This is a genomic window from Sphingomonas sp. RB1R13 (genome assembly GCF_036663775.1).
In the GTDB taxonomy this organism is placed as follows: Bacteria; Pseudomonadota; Alphaproteobacteria; order Sphingomonadales; family Sphingomonadaceae; genus Sphingomicrobium.
Genome location: NZ_JAXOJM010000003.1, coordinates 270,528 through 285,120, shown reverse-complemented (window position 1 = coordinate 285,120; position 14,593 = coordinate 270,528). Strand labels below are relative to the sequence as shown.

The 14,593-nt window shown below is 67.3% G+C and carries 13 protein-coding genes; 9 read left to right on the top strand and 4 right to left on the bottom strand.

Features of this window, described 5'->3' with window-relative positions:
- Positions 1 to 4 precede the first annotated feature (4 nt).
- Genes U1700_RS10850 through U1700_RS10840 form a run of 3 tightly spaced genes read left to right on the top strand, consistent with a single transcriptional unit; the run spans position 5 to position 3,587 of the window.
- Positions 5 to 1,213 (top strand): hypothetical protein, encoded by a 1,209-nt coding sequence (locus U1700_RS10850; protein ID WP_332752675.1) that lies wholly within the window; start codon positions 5 to 7, stop codon positions 1,211 to 1,213.
- Positions 1,210 to 2,538, top strand: a complete 1,329-nt coding sequence (locus U1700_RS10845) for a lipopolysaccharide biosynthesis protein (protein WP_332752674.1) — start codon at positions 1,210 to 1,212, stop codon at positions 2,536 to 2,538. Before U1700_RS10850 ends, U1700_RS10845 begins: the two co-directional genes overlap by 4 nt.
- Positions 2,535 to 3,587, top strand: coding sequence for a glycosyltransferase (locus U1700_RS10840; protein WP_332752673.1), 1,053 nt, complete (start codon positions 2,535 to 2,537; stop codon positions 3,585 to 3,587). The genes U1700_RS10845 and U1700_RS10840 overlap by 4 nt, the downstream gene beginning before the upstream one ends.
- Here the strand turns inward: U1700_RS10840 and U1700_RS10835 are convergent.
- Entirely contained in the window at positions 3,584 to 4,471 is an 888-nt protein-coding gene (locus tag U1700_RS10835; RefSeq protein ID WP_332752672.1) for a glucosamine inositolphosphorylceramide transferase family protein, read from the bottom strand. The two genes, U1700_RS10840 and U1700_RS10835, sit on opposite strands and share 4 nt — an antisense overlap.
- Complete coding sequence (locus U1700_RS10830; RefSeq protein WP_332752671.1) at positions 4,471 to 5,589, bottom strand: glycosyltransferase; 1,119 nt, start codon at positions 5,587 to 5,589, stop codon at positions 4,471 to 4,473. The genes U1700_RS10835 and U1700_RS10830 overlap by 1 nt, the downstream gene beginning before the upstream one ends.
- Positions 5,590 to 5,661: 72 nt before the next feature.
- Here U1700_RS10830 and U1700_RS10825 point away from each other — a divergent pair, with 72 nt between their 5' ends.
- Both U1700_RS10825 and U1700_RS10820 read left to right on the top strand, forming a co-directional pair.
- Positions 5,662 to 7,068 carry an ArnT family glycosyltransferase gene (locus U1700_RS10825; RefSeq protein WP_332752670.1) on the top strand — a complete coding sequence of 469 codons (1,407 nt, stop codon included), beginning with the start codon at positions 5,662 to 5,664 and terminating at the stop codon, positions 7,066 to 7,068.
- Positions 7,068 to 8,180, top strand: a complete 1,113-nt coding sequence (locus U1700_RS10820; RefSeq protein ID WP_332752669.1) for a glycosyltransferase family 2 protein — start codon at positions 7,068 to 7,070, stop codon at positions 8,178 to 8,180. Before U1700_RS10825 ends, U1700_RS10820 begins: the two co-directional genes overlap by 1 nt.
- A 29-nt stretch (positions 8,181 to 8,209) precedes the next feature.
- On the opposite strand, the gene U1700_RS10815 is transcribed toward U1700_RS10820, so the two are convergent.
- Complete coding sequence (locus U1700_RS10815; protein ID WP_332752668.1) at positions 8,210 to 10,159, bottom strand: TonB-dependent receptor; 1,950 nt, start codon at positions 10,157 to 10,159, stop codon at positions 8,210 to 8,212.
- A 146-nt stretch (positions 10,160 to 10,305) separates the two neighbouring features.
- Between U1700_RS10815 and U1700_RS10810 the strand changes: the two genes are divergently transcribed.
- Together U1700_RS10810 and U1700_RS10805 are read left to right on the top strand one after the other, a co-directional pair.
- Positions 10,306 to 11,724 (top strand): ammonium transporter, encoded by a 1,419-nt coding sequence (locus U1700_RS10810; RefSeq protein WP_332753002.1) that lies wholly within the window; start codon positions 10,306 to 10,308, stop codon positions 11,722 to 11,724.
- A gap of 1 nt (position 11,725) precedes the next feature.
- Positions 11,726 to 12,502, top strand: coding sequence for an inositol monophosphatase family protein (locus U1700_RS10805; RefSeq protein ID WP_332752667.1), 777 nt, complete (start codon positions 11,726 to 11,728; stop codon positions 12,500 to 12,502).
- Here the strand turns inward: U1700_RS10805 and rarD are convergent.
- A complete protein-coding gene (gene rarD, locus U1700_RS10800; RefSeq protein WP_332752666.1) occupies positions 12,483 to 13,400 on the bottom strand; it encodes an EamA family transporter RarD in 918 nt (305 codons plus the stop codon). The genes U1700_RS10805 and rarD overlap by 20 nt on opposite strands.
- A gap of 153 nt (positions 13,401 to 13,553) precedes the next feature.
- Here rarD and U1700_RS10795 point away from each other — a divergent pair, with 153 nt between their 5' ends.
- A complete protein-coding gene (locus U1700_RS10795; protein ID WP_332752665.1) occupies positions 13,554 to 14,198 on the top strand; it encodes a DUF4893 domain-containing protein in 645 nt (214 codons plus the stop codon).
- Complete coding sequence (locus U1700_RS10790; RefSeq protein ID WP_332752664.1) at positions 14,198 to 14,569, top strand: ribose-phosphate pyrophosphokinase; 372 nt, start codon at positions 14,198 to 14,200, stop codon at positions 14,567 to 14,569. The genes U1700_RS10795 and U1700_RS10790 overlap by 1 nt, the downstream gene beginning before the upstream one ends.
- Positions 14,570 to 14,593: the final 24 nt, after the last annotated feature.

Here is a 14,593-nt window from a genome sequence, read left to right as displayed (position 1 = left end):
TGCAATGCCCGATGAAAGGATCGGCGGGTCGGGGACAATATTTCAAGTGCGGATCGGCTTCCTCTATAATCACGACCAGCTCCACCAGGTGGCGCACAGCCTGCCGATCGCGCTGGCGCTGGCGGCGATGGGGACGGGCGCCGAGATAGTGCTGATCACCACCAGCGAGCGGATCCGCGGTGAGGTCGAGCGGCTTGCAGGCGACACGCTCGGACACGGTGCCGCGGTCGTTTCTCTGGGGCTCAAGGGATGGTTCACGCGGCTTGCCGAGCGGGTGGCCGGACGGCTGATTCCGGTCCGGAAACTGGCGATACTCTCTGATAATGTTGACTTTTTCCGGACTCTCGACGTGCTGGTCGTGGCCGAGAAGACCAGTCTTGCCTTGAAACGGCGCTTCGGGCTCGACCGGCTCAAGATCGTGCACACGCGGCACGGTGCGGGGGACCGCGCGATCGGGTTCGACAAGGCCAGCGCGGGGTTCGACGCGGTGCTGGTGTCGGGCCCCAAGATCGGCGAGCGGCTTGTCCGTGAGGCCGGGGTCTCGCCCGACCGGCTGTATCAGGTCGGCTACCCCAAGTTTGACCTCCACCGCGATACAAGGATCGAGCTGCCGCTGGCGAAGGACGGGCGCCCGGTCGTGCTGTACAATCCGCACCCGTCGCCGCATCTGTCGTCGTGGTTCAGCATGGGCCCGGCGATCCTCGACTGGTTTGTCGCCAACCCTGATTACCAGCTGATTTTCGCGCCGCATGTGATGCTGTTCGAGCGACCCGTGGCGATCTCGATCGACAAGCTGCGCGTGGCGCGTCCCGGCCGGATCGAGCAACGCTGGCGCGAAGCGCCCAACATCGTCATCGACACCGGCAGCCGGGCGTCGACGACGATGGCCTATACCAATGCCGCCGACATTTATGTGGGCGATGCCAGCAGCCAGCTTTACGAATTCCTCCTCCGCCCGCGCCCGTGCCTGTTCGTCGATGCGCACCACACAAAATGGCAGGGCAACCCCAATTACGCCCATTGGCAGGCGGGGCCGGTGATCAGCGATGTTGCCAACCTCGGCGAGGGGTTGGCCGAATCGAGGCTCGATTTCGAGACTGTCTATCGCCCGATCCAGCAGCGGCTGTTTGCACATAGTTTCGACCTGACCGACGAGCCCTCTGCTATCAGGGCTGCCTGGGCGATCGCGACCATCGCCGGGCTCACGCCATGACGCTCATTCCGCCGCAGGGCATCGTCCGGCGGATCTACGCCAATTTGGCGCGGCTGATGGGCGGCAAGGCAGGGGCGGGGATTATCAGCCTGGCCTATATGGTCATCGCCGCCCGCGAGCTCGGGCCCGCCGACTATGGCGTGCTGATGCTGGTCCACACCTTTGCCATGACGATCGGCGGGATCATCGAATTTCCAGGCTGGCATGCAATCGTCCGCTACGGTGCCGAAGCGCTCGAGACGAAGGATCACGACCGGCTCGGGCGGCTGCTCCGCTTTGCCGGGGCGGTCGAGCTGACCGGGGGCGTCGCGGCCGTGCTGACCGCTGCCGTGCTTGGCCCCATGATTGGCGCGCGGCTCGGCTGGTCGCCCGCCGCGCTGGCCTTTGCGCTGCCCTATAGTTTCGCGGTGCTTGCCTCGATCCGCGCAACGCCGGCTGGCTATCTGCAGCTGCTCGGCCGGTTCGATCTGCTCGGGCTTCACACCATGGCCGCGCCGCTGGTGCGACTGATCGGGGCCGTGATCGCCGCCGCGCTCGGGCTTGGCCTGCACAATTATCTCGTCGCCTGGCTGATCGCAGCGCTGGTCGAATGGGCGGCATTATGGGCGATCGGACTGTGGGTTGCGCGGCGCCAGCTTGGATTTTTGCCGTTGGTCGGTTCGATGACCGGCGTGACCGCCGAGAATGAGGGCATCTGGCGGTTCATGATCGGGGCCAATGCCGATGTTACCGTGGGCGAGTTGGCCGCCCGCGTGCCGCCACTGCTGATCGGCGCGACTCTCGGCGCGGCCCCGGTCGGACTCTATTCGCTCGCCCAGCGCGCGACGAGCGTGCTGGCCGTGCCGGCGCAGGTGCTCGGCACGGCGGCCTATGCCGAGCTTGCCCGCCTGGTCGCGGCGGGGGGGCATGGCGCTCCCTTGCGAAGCGCCCTTCGCCAGTCGCTGCGGATCGCGATCCTGGCCTCGGCGCCGGTCGTGCTGATCTTGCTGCTGTTCGGGCGGCAGGTTGCGGTGGCGCTTGGGGGGGCCGCCTTTGCCGGTGCGGCCGGGCTGCTGGCGTGGCTGACGATCGCGCGGGTAATCCTGCTCGCCGGTCCGCCGGCCAGCGCCGCGCTGGTGGCGCTGGGTCGCCCGCTGCTCTCGGTCGCCGCCAATGTCATCAGTGCGGCGGCGACGCTTCCCTTGCTGTTCCTGCTGCTGCGTCGGCTGGGGGTGACGGGGGCGGGGTGGCACGCGCTGATCCAGGCGGCAGTTGCCGCGGGGCTACTGCTGTTCTTCGTCAGGCGCGAGAGTTTTCGCCGCGAGCAGGCGACGGAAGGGCCATGATCCGTCTGGCCTATGTCATTAATTCGGTCGAGGGCGGGGGTGCCGCGCTGCCCGCCCCGCACGTGATCGATTTTCTTCGCCGCCAAGGTTTCGACGTTACCGTCCTGGCCCTCACTCGCCGCGATGGCCGTGCGCTGGCGGCATTTGAAGCGGCCGGGATCGAGGTGCGGGTTCGCGATGGCGGCGAGCGCGATCATGTGGCGGCGCTCGGCTGGCTCCGGCGCAAGTTGCGCGACCTGAAGCCCGACATGATCTGGTCCTCGCTCTCACGCGCGACGATCCTGTGCCAGCTTGGCAAAGGCCGCACTCCGCTCGTCAGCTGGCAGCACGCGGCGTATCTGCGCACCGGCAACCGCCTGGTCATGCGCGCGCTGGCTGGTCGCACCGCGCTGTGGGTTGCCGACAGTGACCAGGTGGCAGCGCTGACCTGCCAGCGGATGGGGGCAACGAAGGACTCGGTCCTTGTCTGGCCATTGTTCGCCGCCGACCCCGATGCGCGCCAGGCGATGCCGTGGCGGACTGGCGATCCGGTGCGGATCGGCAGCCTTGGGCGGCTTCATCCGGTCAAGGGCTATGATGTGCTGGTCGCGGCGCTCGGGAAGGTCGAGGGGCGCTTTGTGGCGAGCATCGCCGGGGAGGGCGCTGAGCGGGGTGCACTCGAAGAGCAGGCTGCGGCGGGGGGCGTGACGCTAGCCTTGCCGGGGTTTGTCGAGGCGGTTGGCTACCTTGCCGGGCTCCATCTTTATGTGCAGCCGTCGCAGTCCGAGGGGCTGTGCGTCGCGGCGCATGAAGCGATGGCGGCGGGGCTGCCGGTGATCGCCTCGGCGGTCGGCGAATTGCCCAATACGATTGTTGCGGGGACCGGCTTGGTGGTGCCGCCGAGCGATCCCGGTGCGCTGGCAGCGGCGATCGAGGCAATGATTTCGGATCCCGAGAAACTGGCTGTCATTGGCGCTGCAGCGCGGGCCAGAGTGCTCGATCGATTTGGACCCGAGCGTTACGAATCGGCTGGTCTCGCGGTCGTCTCGCGGCTGAAGGCGCTCCTCTAAAGCCTCAGTTTTCGGCGGACGTCGATCAGCATCCCGGCGAGGCTCTGCACCACTCGCTTGACGTCGATCAGCGTGACGTCGCCGCAACTGGTCAGCGTGTGGAGGCCGTCGCGATAGGCGCCTGCACTGGCGGGGGCGGTGAGGCGGGCGAGGGGGGCTATCGCCACGCGGTCGGAGGTCAATTCGTCGAATGCCAGCAAGCGGATCGCGGCGCCGTAGGTCGTGGCGCAATCCTGCACCGGAATCACCAGCCGACCGTCGAGCAGGAACGGCGTTCCGCCCGGACGCGCGCCACCGCGATCGACCCGTACGGGGTTGGCGGGGTGGGGGGTGTAGGGACCGGCGAGGTGGTCGGCACAAGCGAGGTGGAGGGTCGATTGCGCGGTGTCGCTGGTCGCGCCCGAGGCGTAGGCGAGCCACCAGCGGCCGTCGTGGCGGAACGGGGTGGCGTCGACCGGGACGGTGTCGAGCGCGATGCTGGCGAGGCGCTCCCACTGGTCGGGGAAGCGGGCGGCGCGATAGAGGTTAAGCCCGCCGCCCTTCGAGGCTTCGGGGAGCATGTAGGTCTCGCCTTCGTCCTCGATCAGCGCGGGATAGGACAGGTGCCACGGCTCCTCGAGGACGAGGTTGGGCGGAGACGCGCCGCCGTCGGGGGCGATGACGCGATGGACGATGCGGCCGTGGCGGGTGCGATAGTCAAAGGCTTCGGCGAACAGGTGGATCGCACCGTCGCGCCGGATGGCGAAAGGGTCGGCCTCGAACGCGAAATCGGCGGGTTTGTCGAGCCAGTCGATCGTGAAGTCGTCGAGCGATCCTGCGCGGGCGATCTCGGCGATGGCCGCGCGGACGACCCCGATCCGCCAATGGTCGGCGCGGCGCGGCATCAGCGGGCCTTCGCCACGAGCTGGTCGAGCATGTCGAGCCAGCCCGATGCGCTCGAAGTCGCATCGTGCCGTGCCGCCAGCGCCCGCCGCGCCGTCTCGTCGACCTCGCCTGCCAGCCATTGTGCCTCCAGCGCGGCCGCGATCCCCTGGGGGTTGCCGGCGACGATCCGGCCGAAGCTTTCGTGGGCGATGATTTCGGGCAGCGCGACCGACGAGGGCGTGGCGACGACCGGCAGTCCGGCGACGATCGCCTCGACCAGCGTCGCGGGAAAGCCTTCGAAGGTCGACGTCGAGAAAAGCAGGTCGTGGCGCGCGAAACAACCGGCAAGCCCGTCCTGAAGGCCGACAAACGCAACCCGGTCGCTCACTTTGAGCTTGCGCGCGAGCAGCTCGAGCTTGCCGCGTTCCTCGCCGTCCCCGGCGATGGTCAGCCGAGCGTCGGGCCGGTCCCATGCGGCGAACGCCGCGATCGCCAGCGCGACCCGCTTTTGCGCGACCAGCCGTCCGGCAACGAGCAGGCGCGGGGCGCTGGTCCGCCGGGGGGCGATGCGCTCGGCATGCTCGATGATCGGCTCGGGCTGAATCGTGATCGCGGAGTCGCCAAGTGTCCGCGCAGCCTCGGCGGCAAGCGCGCCCGACATCGCGACGAGCAGGTCGATCCGCTTCACCAGCGACCGCTTGCGCCACCCGAACAAGGCGCGCTGCAGCGGGTTGAGATCGCTTCGTTCGAGCGGGTTGCTGAGCTTGGCGACGATCGGCGTGGCGATCCCGCGCTTGGCCAGCGCCGCCAGCACGGGGAGATGATAGTTGCCCGGCCCGACAATGACGTCGGGCCTGAAATCGGCGAGCAGCGGCACCATTCGCCGGGCAAGGCGGGCGCGCGCGCGGGATGATTGCGGGGTCGGGCGAAGGAGCGCGCGGACTGCGACCGCAGGGGAGACTAGCGATCGCGCCGGACCGGCCTCGGACCCGCACAGGATCGCCACACTACGCCCCGCCGCCGCCCAGTGATTGGCCAGCCGCACGATGATCCGCTCGGTCCCGCCGGGGGCGAAGTCGTGGAGGATGATCGCGATCCGCGCCGCCTCGCCTGCTCCGTTGCTGCCGTCGCTGACCATGGCCGAACCCCGCCCCCTCGACCTTCTCCTCTGGACGACCTAGGGGCCGTCGCCAAGGGAGGGGCGACGCCAATGACGACGAAATTGCCCCGGTGGTGGCCGTTCGCCGCGCTTGCCGTGATCGTCGCGCTTGCCGCCAGCCGGCTATGGCTGCTTCCGCTCCACTACAGCAGCGACCACAATGAAGGGTGGAACGCGTTCCAGGCGTTGCGCGCGATGGGGCAGGGGCCGCTCTATCCGCCGTCGGATGCGTTGACCGGGAATAATTACCCGCCGCTGTCGTTCCTCATCGTTGGCGCCCTGGGCCGCCTGCTCGGGGACGAGATTATTGCCGGGCGGCTGATCGCGCTCGCGGCGGTGATGGGCGTGGCGGCGCTGATCGTCGTGACGTTGCGCCGCCTGGGTAGCGGCCGCGAGGCGGCGTGGGGCGGTGCGCTCGTCTTCCTCCTGTTGAACGCGACGCTGTTGCGCAAATATCTTGCGGTCGATGATCCCCAGTGGCTCGGTCATTTGCTGATGACCGTTGCGCTGCCGCTGCTGCTGCCCGCGCATCCAGGCGAGGAGCCCGCTCGGGGACGAGTCATCCTTGCCGCGTTGCTGATGCTCGCGGGCGGGTTGGTAAAGCAGAACCTCGTCGCCTGGCCGATCGCGGCAACGGCGTGGCTTGCGCTCCATCACCGGCGCGCGCTGATCCTTTGGCTGGCGACCGCTGTGATTGGCGGGGGCGCGGCGCTGCTCGCATGCTGGTGGGCCTATGGTCCTGACCTATTTCGCGACATGATGGGCGCGGCACGTGATTATTCGCTTGGGCGTATGGCCTACAGGTCATTGCCTGCGGTGGCCGCGATGCTCCCGCTGATGTGGTGGGCGTGGCCGCTGGTGAAGCTGCGGCACGACGACCGGCGGATCGACCTCATCCTCATCGCGATCGGGGTCGCGGTGCCGCTGGGGATCATCCAGCGGAGCGGAGCGGGGGTGGACATCAATGCTCATTTCGAAGCCTTTATTGCGCTGTCGATGGGCGCCGCGTTGGCTCTTTCGCCGAATGTCCAGCGGGGCCGTGCAGCGACGGCGACCATGGCGGCCTGCCTAGCGATCCTCGTCATTGTCGGCGTGATTGCCGAGGCTCGCGAAATGTCCCAACTGCCCCGTCGCCGGGCCGCCTCGGACGCAATGATCGGACACATTGCCGCCACTCCAGGCCCGGTGGCGTGCGAGATCCAGGCGCTTTGCTATTGGGCGGGCAAGTCGTTCGAGCTCGACTATTTCCTCTACGGCCAGCGTGTTCAGCAAGCGGGTGCGTCCCCGGCGCTCGATCGCATCATTCGGCAGCGTCGCTGGGCCGGTGCGATGATCGCGCCCAATGGCGCCGACAATGCCGCTGAACGCGCGCGGGGACGGGTCGTTTCGCGCATTACGCAGGAGATGCGTCCGCTGTTCGTTGACAGCGACGGCCGCAGGCTGATGGTGCCGCGGTGATGACCATGCTCCTCCCCAGCCCGCAGTCGCCGCTCCAGCTAGCGGTGATCATTCCGGTGCTCAACGAGTCGGCCAATATCGCGCCGCTGCTGGCGCGGCTGGAGGCCGCGCTCGCCGGGATCGTGTGGGAAGCGCTGATCGTCGACGATGATTCGCCCGACGGCACCGGCGATGTCACGCGTCGCCTTGCCCGGGCCGATCCGCGCGTCCGCATCGTCCAGCGGATCGGGCGGCGCGGGCTATCGTCGGCGGTGATCGAGGGAATGATGGCGAGCGCTGCGCCGCTGCTGGCGGTGATCGACGGCGACATGCAGCATGACGAGGCGGTATTGCCGCAGATGCTCGCCGCGCTCGTCGACGACGGGCATGATCTGGCGGTTGGCACGCGCTATTCGGACGGCGGGTCGACTGGAGACTGGGACGCCTCGCGCGAGAAGATGAGCCGCTTTGCGACCGCTTTGTCGCGGCGACTGCTCAAGGCCGAGATGAGCGATCCGATGAGCGGCTTTTTCATGGTCCGGCGCGAGGCGATGATGGCCGCGCTGCCCAACCTGTCGTCGATCGGCTTCAAGATATTGATGGATCTCGTCGCCTCGTCACCGACCAGGCTGAAGATTGCCGAAATCCCCTACACCTTCCGCAACCGCATCCACGGTGAGTCCAAGTTCGACGCCCGCGTTGCGCAGGAATTTGCGATCCTGCTGCTCGAAAAGACTTTCGGGCGGTTCCTGCCGGTGCGCTTCCTGATGTTCGCGATGGTCGGGTCATTGGGGCTGCTCGTCCATCTGGCGATCCTCGGCGGGGGGATTTCCGCCGGGCTGGCGTTCAAGCTGGCGCAGACTCTGGCAGTGATCGTCGCGATGACCGGGAATTTCTTCCTCAACAATGTGCTGACCTTCCGCGACATGCGACTTCGCGGGGGTCGGCTGTGGCGCGGCTTGCTGAGCTTTTATGCGGTCGGGGCGATCGGCGCGGTCGGCAACGTCGGGGTCGGCAACCTGGTGTTCAAGATGCAGCATGTGTGGTGGCTCGCCGGGCTTGCCGGTGTCGCGGTCGGGGTCGTGTGGAATTACGCCGCCTCGTCGCTGTTTACGTGGCGAGTGAGGAAATAGGGCGCGTCAGCTGGTCAGCCTGGCGAGGGTCAGCGAAGCACCAGCGCAAGCCACAGCGTGCGCGGGGTGCCGAGATCGATCGACCCCGCCTGGTTGCGCGTGATGACCCGTGCGTCGGCCAGATTCTCGCCGCGCAGTTCGACCGCGATACGGGGCAGGACGGTCCAGCGGACGGCGGCGTCGATCGTGGTTGCGGGCGGCAGGCGGTCGATGTTGAGATCGTCTTCAAATGCGGCACCGGTGCGGCGAAGCGTGCCCGACAGGGCGACCGTCGCGGTCGGGTCGAGAGTCAGGGTCACGCTTCCGGCCATGGCGGGGGTTTGCGCCGGTCGCTTGCCGTCGAGCGCGCCCGAGGTGCGAAGCCGGGCATGGGTCGCCGTCCAGCTGGCGGCAAGGCTGCCGTGCGGGAAGCGCCAGCGGGCATCGAGCTCGATCCCCCGCGAGGCCAGGGCGTCGACGTTGCGGCGCTGGCGCTGGTTGGGGCCGATGGTGACATTGGCGATCGCGCCCGCCAGGCGATTGGTGAACATCGTCGCCGACAGGGTCAGGGCGCGGGCCGGGGTCAGCTCGATCCCCGCCTCGGCGCCGCGCAGCCGTTCCGGGGCTAGGTCGGCATTGGCCAGTGTCGTGACCGGAAATACGGTGAAGGTGCGATAGAGTTCGTTGAGCGTCGGCAACCGCGCCGAGCTGTAGGCGGCAAGGCGAAACGCGATCGGGCGCGCCGCTTGCCAGCGAAGGCCTGCGCGGCCCGTGGGGAGCCAGCCCGAGCGTTCGGCAGGCCGCGACATGCTGATCGGCGCGAAGGTCGGGGAGACGATGGCGATGTGCCCTGCATATTCACGCCAGCGGTCGATGCGGCCGCCGAGGGTAGCCGTCAGCGGACCGCGCAACAGGTCGAGTTCGGCATAGGCGCCAAGGTCGATCTGGCGTCCCCCGGCCTGGCGTTCGCTGGTCACTGCGCCTGACGCAGCGAGGCTGTCTTCATAGGTCGTCCCGGTCGATCGGCGGGCGTCGGCGCCGAGGCGGAGCGAGAGGCCGTGCCATGCCGGGGACTTGGCCTCAGCCCGGGCGCCAAGGCCGGTGGACGGCGTGGCGCGCTGGTTGAGGACGCGGCGAAAGCTGCTGCTCGATACGACCACGGTCGAGAAATCGCGGCGCTGGACATAGCCGAGGAGGTCGATCGTCCAGCGGCCGCGGCGGACCCAGCGGAGGCTCGAATCGAGACCGTTGCTGCTATTCGTGGCGCCCGCAAAACGAAGCTCGCGGCGGTCGTCGAACCAGCGGGTGCTGGCCTGCACTTCGCCCCCGGCGAGTGCGGTGACGAGCCGGGCGCGGATACTGCCATTCGCATAGGAGGCGGGGACGGTCGCGGCGACCCGCTGGCTTGCGGGCGTGGTGAAGAAACCTGCGCCCGAATCAGTTCGGGCGGAAATGGTCGCGAAGCCGCCGTTCCAGCGCGGGGCGAGGATGGCGTGGGCCGCGATCGACTCGCGGCTGCCGATGGCGATATCGGCCGACGCCACGCGAAGTATGTCGGGCCCGGCGCTGTCGAGTTCGACTGCACCGGCGACCCCGCCAAGCCCGAACGCGCCGCCCGCCGCGCCGCGCGTGACGCGGACCGCACCAACCTCGCCGGGGCCGATGGCGTTGAACGGCACGCTTCCGAAAAACGGATCGAGCTGGGGCACGCCGTCGAGCAGCATGAGCACTCGCGATGTGGCATTGCCGCCGAGCCCGCGAAGCGCGGTGCCCTGCGCGGTTGGATTGGTCGAGCGGCTGTCCGATCGGCGAAAGGACTGGAAGCCGGCAACGTCCCCGAGGATCGTCTCGATTCGCCCGCTGGCATTGAGGGTCAGTCGATCGCGATCAATCACCACTGGGGCAAATGCTGCACCCCCGCCAACCACCGGCGCGCGTCCGGTAACGATGATCGGCGCATTTGGAGCCGGATCAGGAAGTGCCAAAGAAACGCCCAACATCAACGGCTTGTCCTTGTCAGACGGCAATGCGTCAACATTTCACGCGCCGATATGGGTCAGTACCGATTGACGTCAGCCGCCGCTAGCCTTCTGCTGCATTGCACAATTTCCAGGGGGAATCGATGACGCCCGTACGTAGGACAGCAATGACGTCGGGGCTTGCTGCCCTGTTGAGCGTATTTTCCGCCGCACCGCTTTATGCGCAAGCCGCCATGGTCAAGGCCCCCGATGCCGTCGCGCAAGCGACAATGTCGAACAAGGGCGACACGGCATGGATGCTGGTGTCGTCGGCCCTGGTGCTGATGATGTCGGTCCCCGCGCTGGCGCTGTTCTACGGCGGGCTGGTCCGTACCAAGAACATGCTCAGTGTGCTGATGCAGGTGTTCATGATCGTCTCGGTCGCTGCGCTGCTGTGGTGCATGTGGGGCTATACGATGGCGTTCACGTCGGCGGGCAGCGTCGCACCGCTGTTCGTCGGCGGGTTCAGCAAGGCGATGCTGATGGGGGTTTCGGCCACGACCTATGCCGCGACCTTCTCGAACAATGTCTACATCCCCGAATATGCCTTCGTGATCTTCCAGATGACCTTTGCCTGCATCACCCCGGCGCTGATCGTCGGAGCCTTTGCCGAGCGGATGAAATTCTCGGCGATCATGGTGTTCGTCGTCGCCTGGTCGACGCTGGTCTATTACCCGATCGCGCACATGGTATGGTATTGGGCGGGCCCGGACTTCCTGCCCGACACGCCGACCGACTATGGCTATCTGTGGGGCAAGGGTGCGCTTGATTTCGCGGGCGGCACGGTGGTTCACATCAACGCCGGGATCGCCGGGCTGGTCGGCTGCATCATGGTCGGCAAGCGCGTCGGCTATGGCCGAGACGCCACCCCGCCGCACTCGCTGACCATGACGATGATCGGCGCCTCGCTGCTGTGGGTCGGCTGGTTCGGGTTCAACGCCGGTTCCAACCTGGAGGCCAATGGCGTGACCGCGGTCGCGTTCATCAACACCTTCGTCGCGACTGCCGCCGCTGCTGTGTCATGGGCGCTGGTCGAACGCTTCACCCATGGCAAGCCGTCGATGCTCGGTGCCGCTTCAGGGGCCGTCGCCGGCCTCGTCGCGATCACGCCGGCGAGCGGTTATGCCGCGCCGATGACGTCGATCGCGCTCGGCTTCATCGTTTCGCCGATCTGCTGGTATTTTGTCACCACGGTGAAGAACAAGTTCAAATATGACGACACGCTCGACGTGTTCGGGGTCCACTGCATCGGCGGCATCGTCGGTGCGCTGGGCACCGCCATCGTTGCCGCACCGGCGCTCGGCGGGCAGGGCTATTTCGACTACACCGTCTTCCCGGCGGTCGCCGTCACGCCCGAAGCCTATTCGATCTCCAAGCAGCTGTGGATCCAGTTCCAGGCAGTTGCCGTGACCCTGATCTGGTCGGGCGTCGGTTCGGCGATCCTTTACTTCATCATCGACAAGACCATCGGCCTGCGCCTGTCGGAAGACGAAGAGCGCGAGGGGTTGGACCTGTCGGATCACGGAGAACGCGCCTACAACTACTGATATGGATCCCCTGTTCGATTTCTTCGCTTTGCTTTCGGCCATCGCCAGAAGCACCATCGACGAAGCCATTGGACGGGGGCTCGCTACCGAAAACAAGGGTGAGGGCTCGCTCTACGATCCGGTCACGCAGGTGGACCGGGCAGTAGAGCGGGCCCTTCGCTCGTCGATCGAGAAGCGTTTCCCCCGCGACGGTATCGTCGGCGAGGAATATGGTGCGCTTCGAGACGGTGCGCGGCGGGTGTGGAGCCTCGACCCGATCGACGGGACGCGCCAGCTGGTGTGCGGATTGCCGACGTGGACGGTGCTGGTCGGGCTGGTCGAGGACGGCGTCCCCATCGCCGGAATGATCGACACGCCGCGACTTGGTGAGCTGATCATCGGCCAGGCGTCGGGCACCCTGCTGATTGATGCCGACGGGACGAGCGAGCTTGCCACCAGCCAGGTCACGACACTGGCCGACGCGCGACTGTCGACCACCGATCCCTACCTGTTCGATGCCGATGCCGCGCCGCGTTTCGACCGGCTGCGGCAGGCGGCGATGCTGACCCGCTTCGGGCTCGACGGCTACGCCTATGGCCGGCTGGCGGCGGGGACAATCGATCTTGTCGCCGAGACCGGACTCAAGCCGCATGACTGGCAGGCGCTAGTCCCGGTGGTGCGTGGCGCCGGCGGCGTGATCGGCAATTGGCGGGGCGGCGACGACATGAACGGGGGCGACGTTCTGGCCGCCGCGACCCGCCCGCTGTTCGACCAGGCCGTCAGACTATTGGCTGGCTGACCTTCTCGTCGCGCGCCTTAGCGACCACCCCCGCGACATAAAGCGCCAGCGCGATCCAGATGGCGGCAAAGGCAATTGCGTGGGTGGGGGGGAAGGGTTCGCCATAGAGGAACACTGCGATGACAAGCTGGAGCGTCGGCGCAAGGAACTGGAGCATCCCCATCATCGAATAGGGCAGGCGTCTCGCAGCAGCGGTGAACAGCAGCAGCGGCAGGGTCGAGATGACACCGCTCGCGACCAGCAAAAGGTCGAGGTGCGATGTCCCGCCGAACCACGGCGCGCCGTGCGCGTGGAGGAAGACAAGGTAGGCGGCGGCCGCGGGCGCCAGGAAACTAGTCTCGATCGCCAGCCCAGTCAGCGCGTCGGCCGCGACAATCTTGCGGACCAGGCCATAGCTGGCGAAGCTCGCGCACAGGACGAGGCTGATCCATATCTGCCCAATCGCCTGGGCGGCGAGCAGCGCGATCCCGCACGCCGCAATGCCGACTGCCGCCCACTGCAACCGCGACAATCGCTCGTGCAGGAAGAACCGTCCGAGCAGGATGTTGGCGAGCGGGTTGAGATAATAGCCCAGGCTTCCCGCCAAAATATGGCCGCTGTTGACCGAATAGACATAGAGCAGCCAGTTGACCGCAATCAGCACCGCACTGAGCGCCAGCATCAGCATGGTGCGGCGGTTCGACAGCGCGGTGCGGATCGCCGGCCAGCCGCGCGTCACGCTGATCAGCACGACCAGCAGCACCAGCGACCAGATGATCCGGTGCGCGACGATCGCGAACGGCGGGACGGCCTTCAGCGCCTTGAAATAGATCGGCAGCAGCCCCCACGCGGCATAGGCGGTGACCCCCAGCAAAAGGCCGGTGCGATCGATTGATGAGGCGGGGGAAGTGCGGGACATGTTCACTGCGCGCTGCGCTAGGCGAGGCCAAGGCGAAGTCAACCGTCCAGCTTAACGCGACGTTGGTTGAAAGCTGCGGCGACGAGTGGCACGGGGTAAGCTGTTCCCGAGTGAAGGAATCGACCCGTGCCGTCCGTCCTCGTCCGAACCTGTATGTCTGCCGTGCTTGTGGTGTCGCTTGGCGGCTGTGTAACCAAGCCGCCGCCGCGCCCGCGCGCCGAGGTGAGCGTCGCCGCGCCGACAAAGGCCGATGTCTGGCAGCATGTCGCAAGTGCGCCCGATGCGGACCGTATTGCGCGAATTGGAACAGCGTGGAGTGAGGCGCTCGCCGATGCCCGGGCTCATGGACTGGGCGACGAGGTCCGCCACGAAGGGCGGCTACTGGTTGCCAGTGCGGCGCTGGCGCGTCCGGCACCGACTCCGGGAAGTTATTCGTGCCGATTGGTCGAAGTCGGATCGACCAGCCGCAAGAAGGCCGCGTTCGAGCGATTCAAGCCTTTCTTCTGCTACGTCGAGGTCGAAGGCGACCTGCTGACGATCGTCAAGCAGACCGGCAGCCAGCGCCCCGCCGGCCGGCTGTGGGAAGATGATGCTTCCACGCGGCTGGTCTATCTGGGCAGTCTTGCGCTGGGCAATGAGGAACAGCCCAAGGCCTATGGCGAGGACCCGACGCGCGACATGGCGGGAGTCGTCGAACGCGTCGCACCGTTCGTGTGGCGGCTGGTGATCCCCTATCCGCGCAGCGGCGCCCGGCTTGCGGTGTTCGAACTGACCCCGGTAGCCGAACAGCCCAAATAATGCCGATCCCGCTGGCCGTCGGTGATGCGACCGAAGTGCGCGCCTACTTGATCGGCGCGGCGGCGGCGGGGCATTCGCTGACCTATTCCGAACTGCTTGAACGGCTCGGCTACAGTTTCTCGCGACCCAAGATGCGCGCGCTGTGTGTCACGCTCGGCGTCGTCGATCGCGACGGTGCGACGCGGGACGAGCCCGAGCTCGCCGTGCTGGTCGTCCGCCAGTCCGACGGGCTGCCGGGACAGGGTTGGTGGGTCGCCGGCGGCGCGCGCGACCATGGCTACGAAGGCCCGTGGGAAGGACCCGCCGCCGCCGCCTTTATCGCCCGGCTGCAGCAGGTCGCGTTCGACTATTGGGCGACGCACTCGCCTTGAGGCCCCGCGTCGGCTAAGCGCGCG

Bases quoted from the DNA above. Each gene is read 5' to 3' on its own strand.
- U1700_RS10850 (WP_332752675.1), top strand. From the start codon at position 5: ATGCCCGATGAAAGGATCGGCGGGTCGGGGACAATATTTCAAGTGCGG.
- U1700_RS10825 (WP_332752670.1), top strand. From the start codon at position 5,662: ATGACGACGAAATTGCCCCGGTGGTGGCCGTTCGCCGCGCTTGCCGTG.
- U1700_RS10790 (WP_332752664.1), top strand. From the start codon at position 14,198: ATGCCGATCCCGCTGGCCGTCGGTGATGCGACCGAAGTGCGCGCCTAC.
- U1700_RS10805 (WP_332752667.1), top strand. From the start codon at position 11,726: ATGGATCCCCTGTTCGATTTCTTCGCTTTGCTTTCGGCCATCGCCAGA.
- U1700_RS10795 (WP_332752665.1), top strand. From the start codon at position 13,554: ATGTCTGCCGTGCTTGTGGTGTCGCTTGGCGGCTGTGTAACCAAGCCG.
- U1700_RS10815 (WP_332752668.1), bottom strand. From the start codon at position 10,159: ATGTTGGGCGTTTCTTTGGCACTTCCTGATCCGGCTCCAAATGCGCCG.
- U1700_RS10835 (WP_332752672.1), bottom strand. From the start codon at position 4,471: ATGCCGCGCCGCGCCGACCATTGGCGGATCGGGGTCGTCCGCGCGGCC.
- U1700_RS10840 (WP_332752673.1), top strand. From the start codon at position 2,535: ATGATCCGTCTGGCCTATGTCATTAATTCGGTCGAGGGCGGGGGTGCC.
- U1700_RS10830 (WP_332752671.1), bottom strand. From the start codon at position 5,589: ATGGTCAGCGACGGCAGCAACGGAGCAGGCGAGGCGGCGCGGATCGCG.
- rarD (WP_332752666.1), bottom strand. From the start codon at position 13,400: ATGTCCCGCACTTCCCCCGCCTCATCAATCGATCGCACCGGCCTTTTG.
- U1700_RS10810 (WP_332753002.1), top strand. From the start codon at position 10,306: ATGACGTCGGGGCTTGCTGCCCTGTTGAGCGTATTTTCCGCCGCACCG.
- U1700_RS10845 (WP_332752674.1), top strand. From the start codon at position 1,210: ATGACGCTCATTCCGCCGCAGGGCATCGTCCGGCGGATCTACGCCAAT.
- U1700_RS10820 (WP_332752669.1), top strand. From the start codon at position 7,068: ATGACCATGCTCCTCCCCAGCCCGCAGTCGCCGCTCCAGCTAGCGGTG.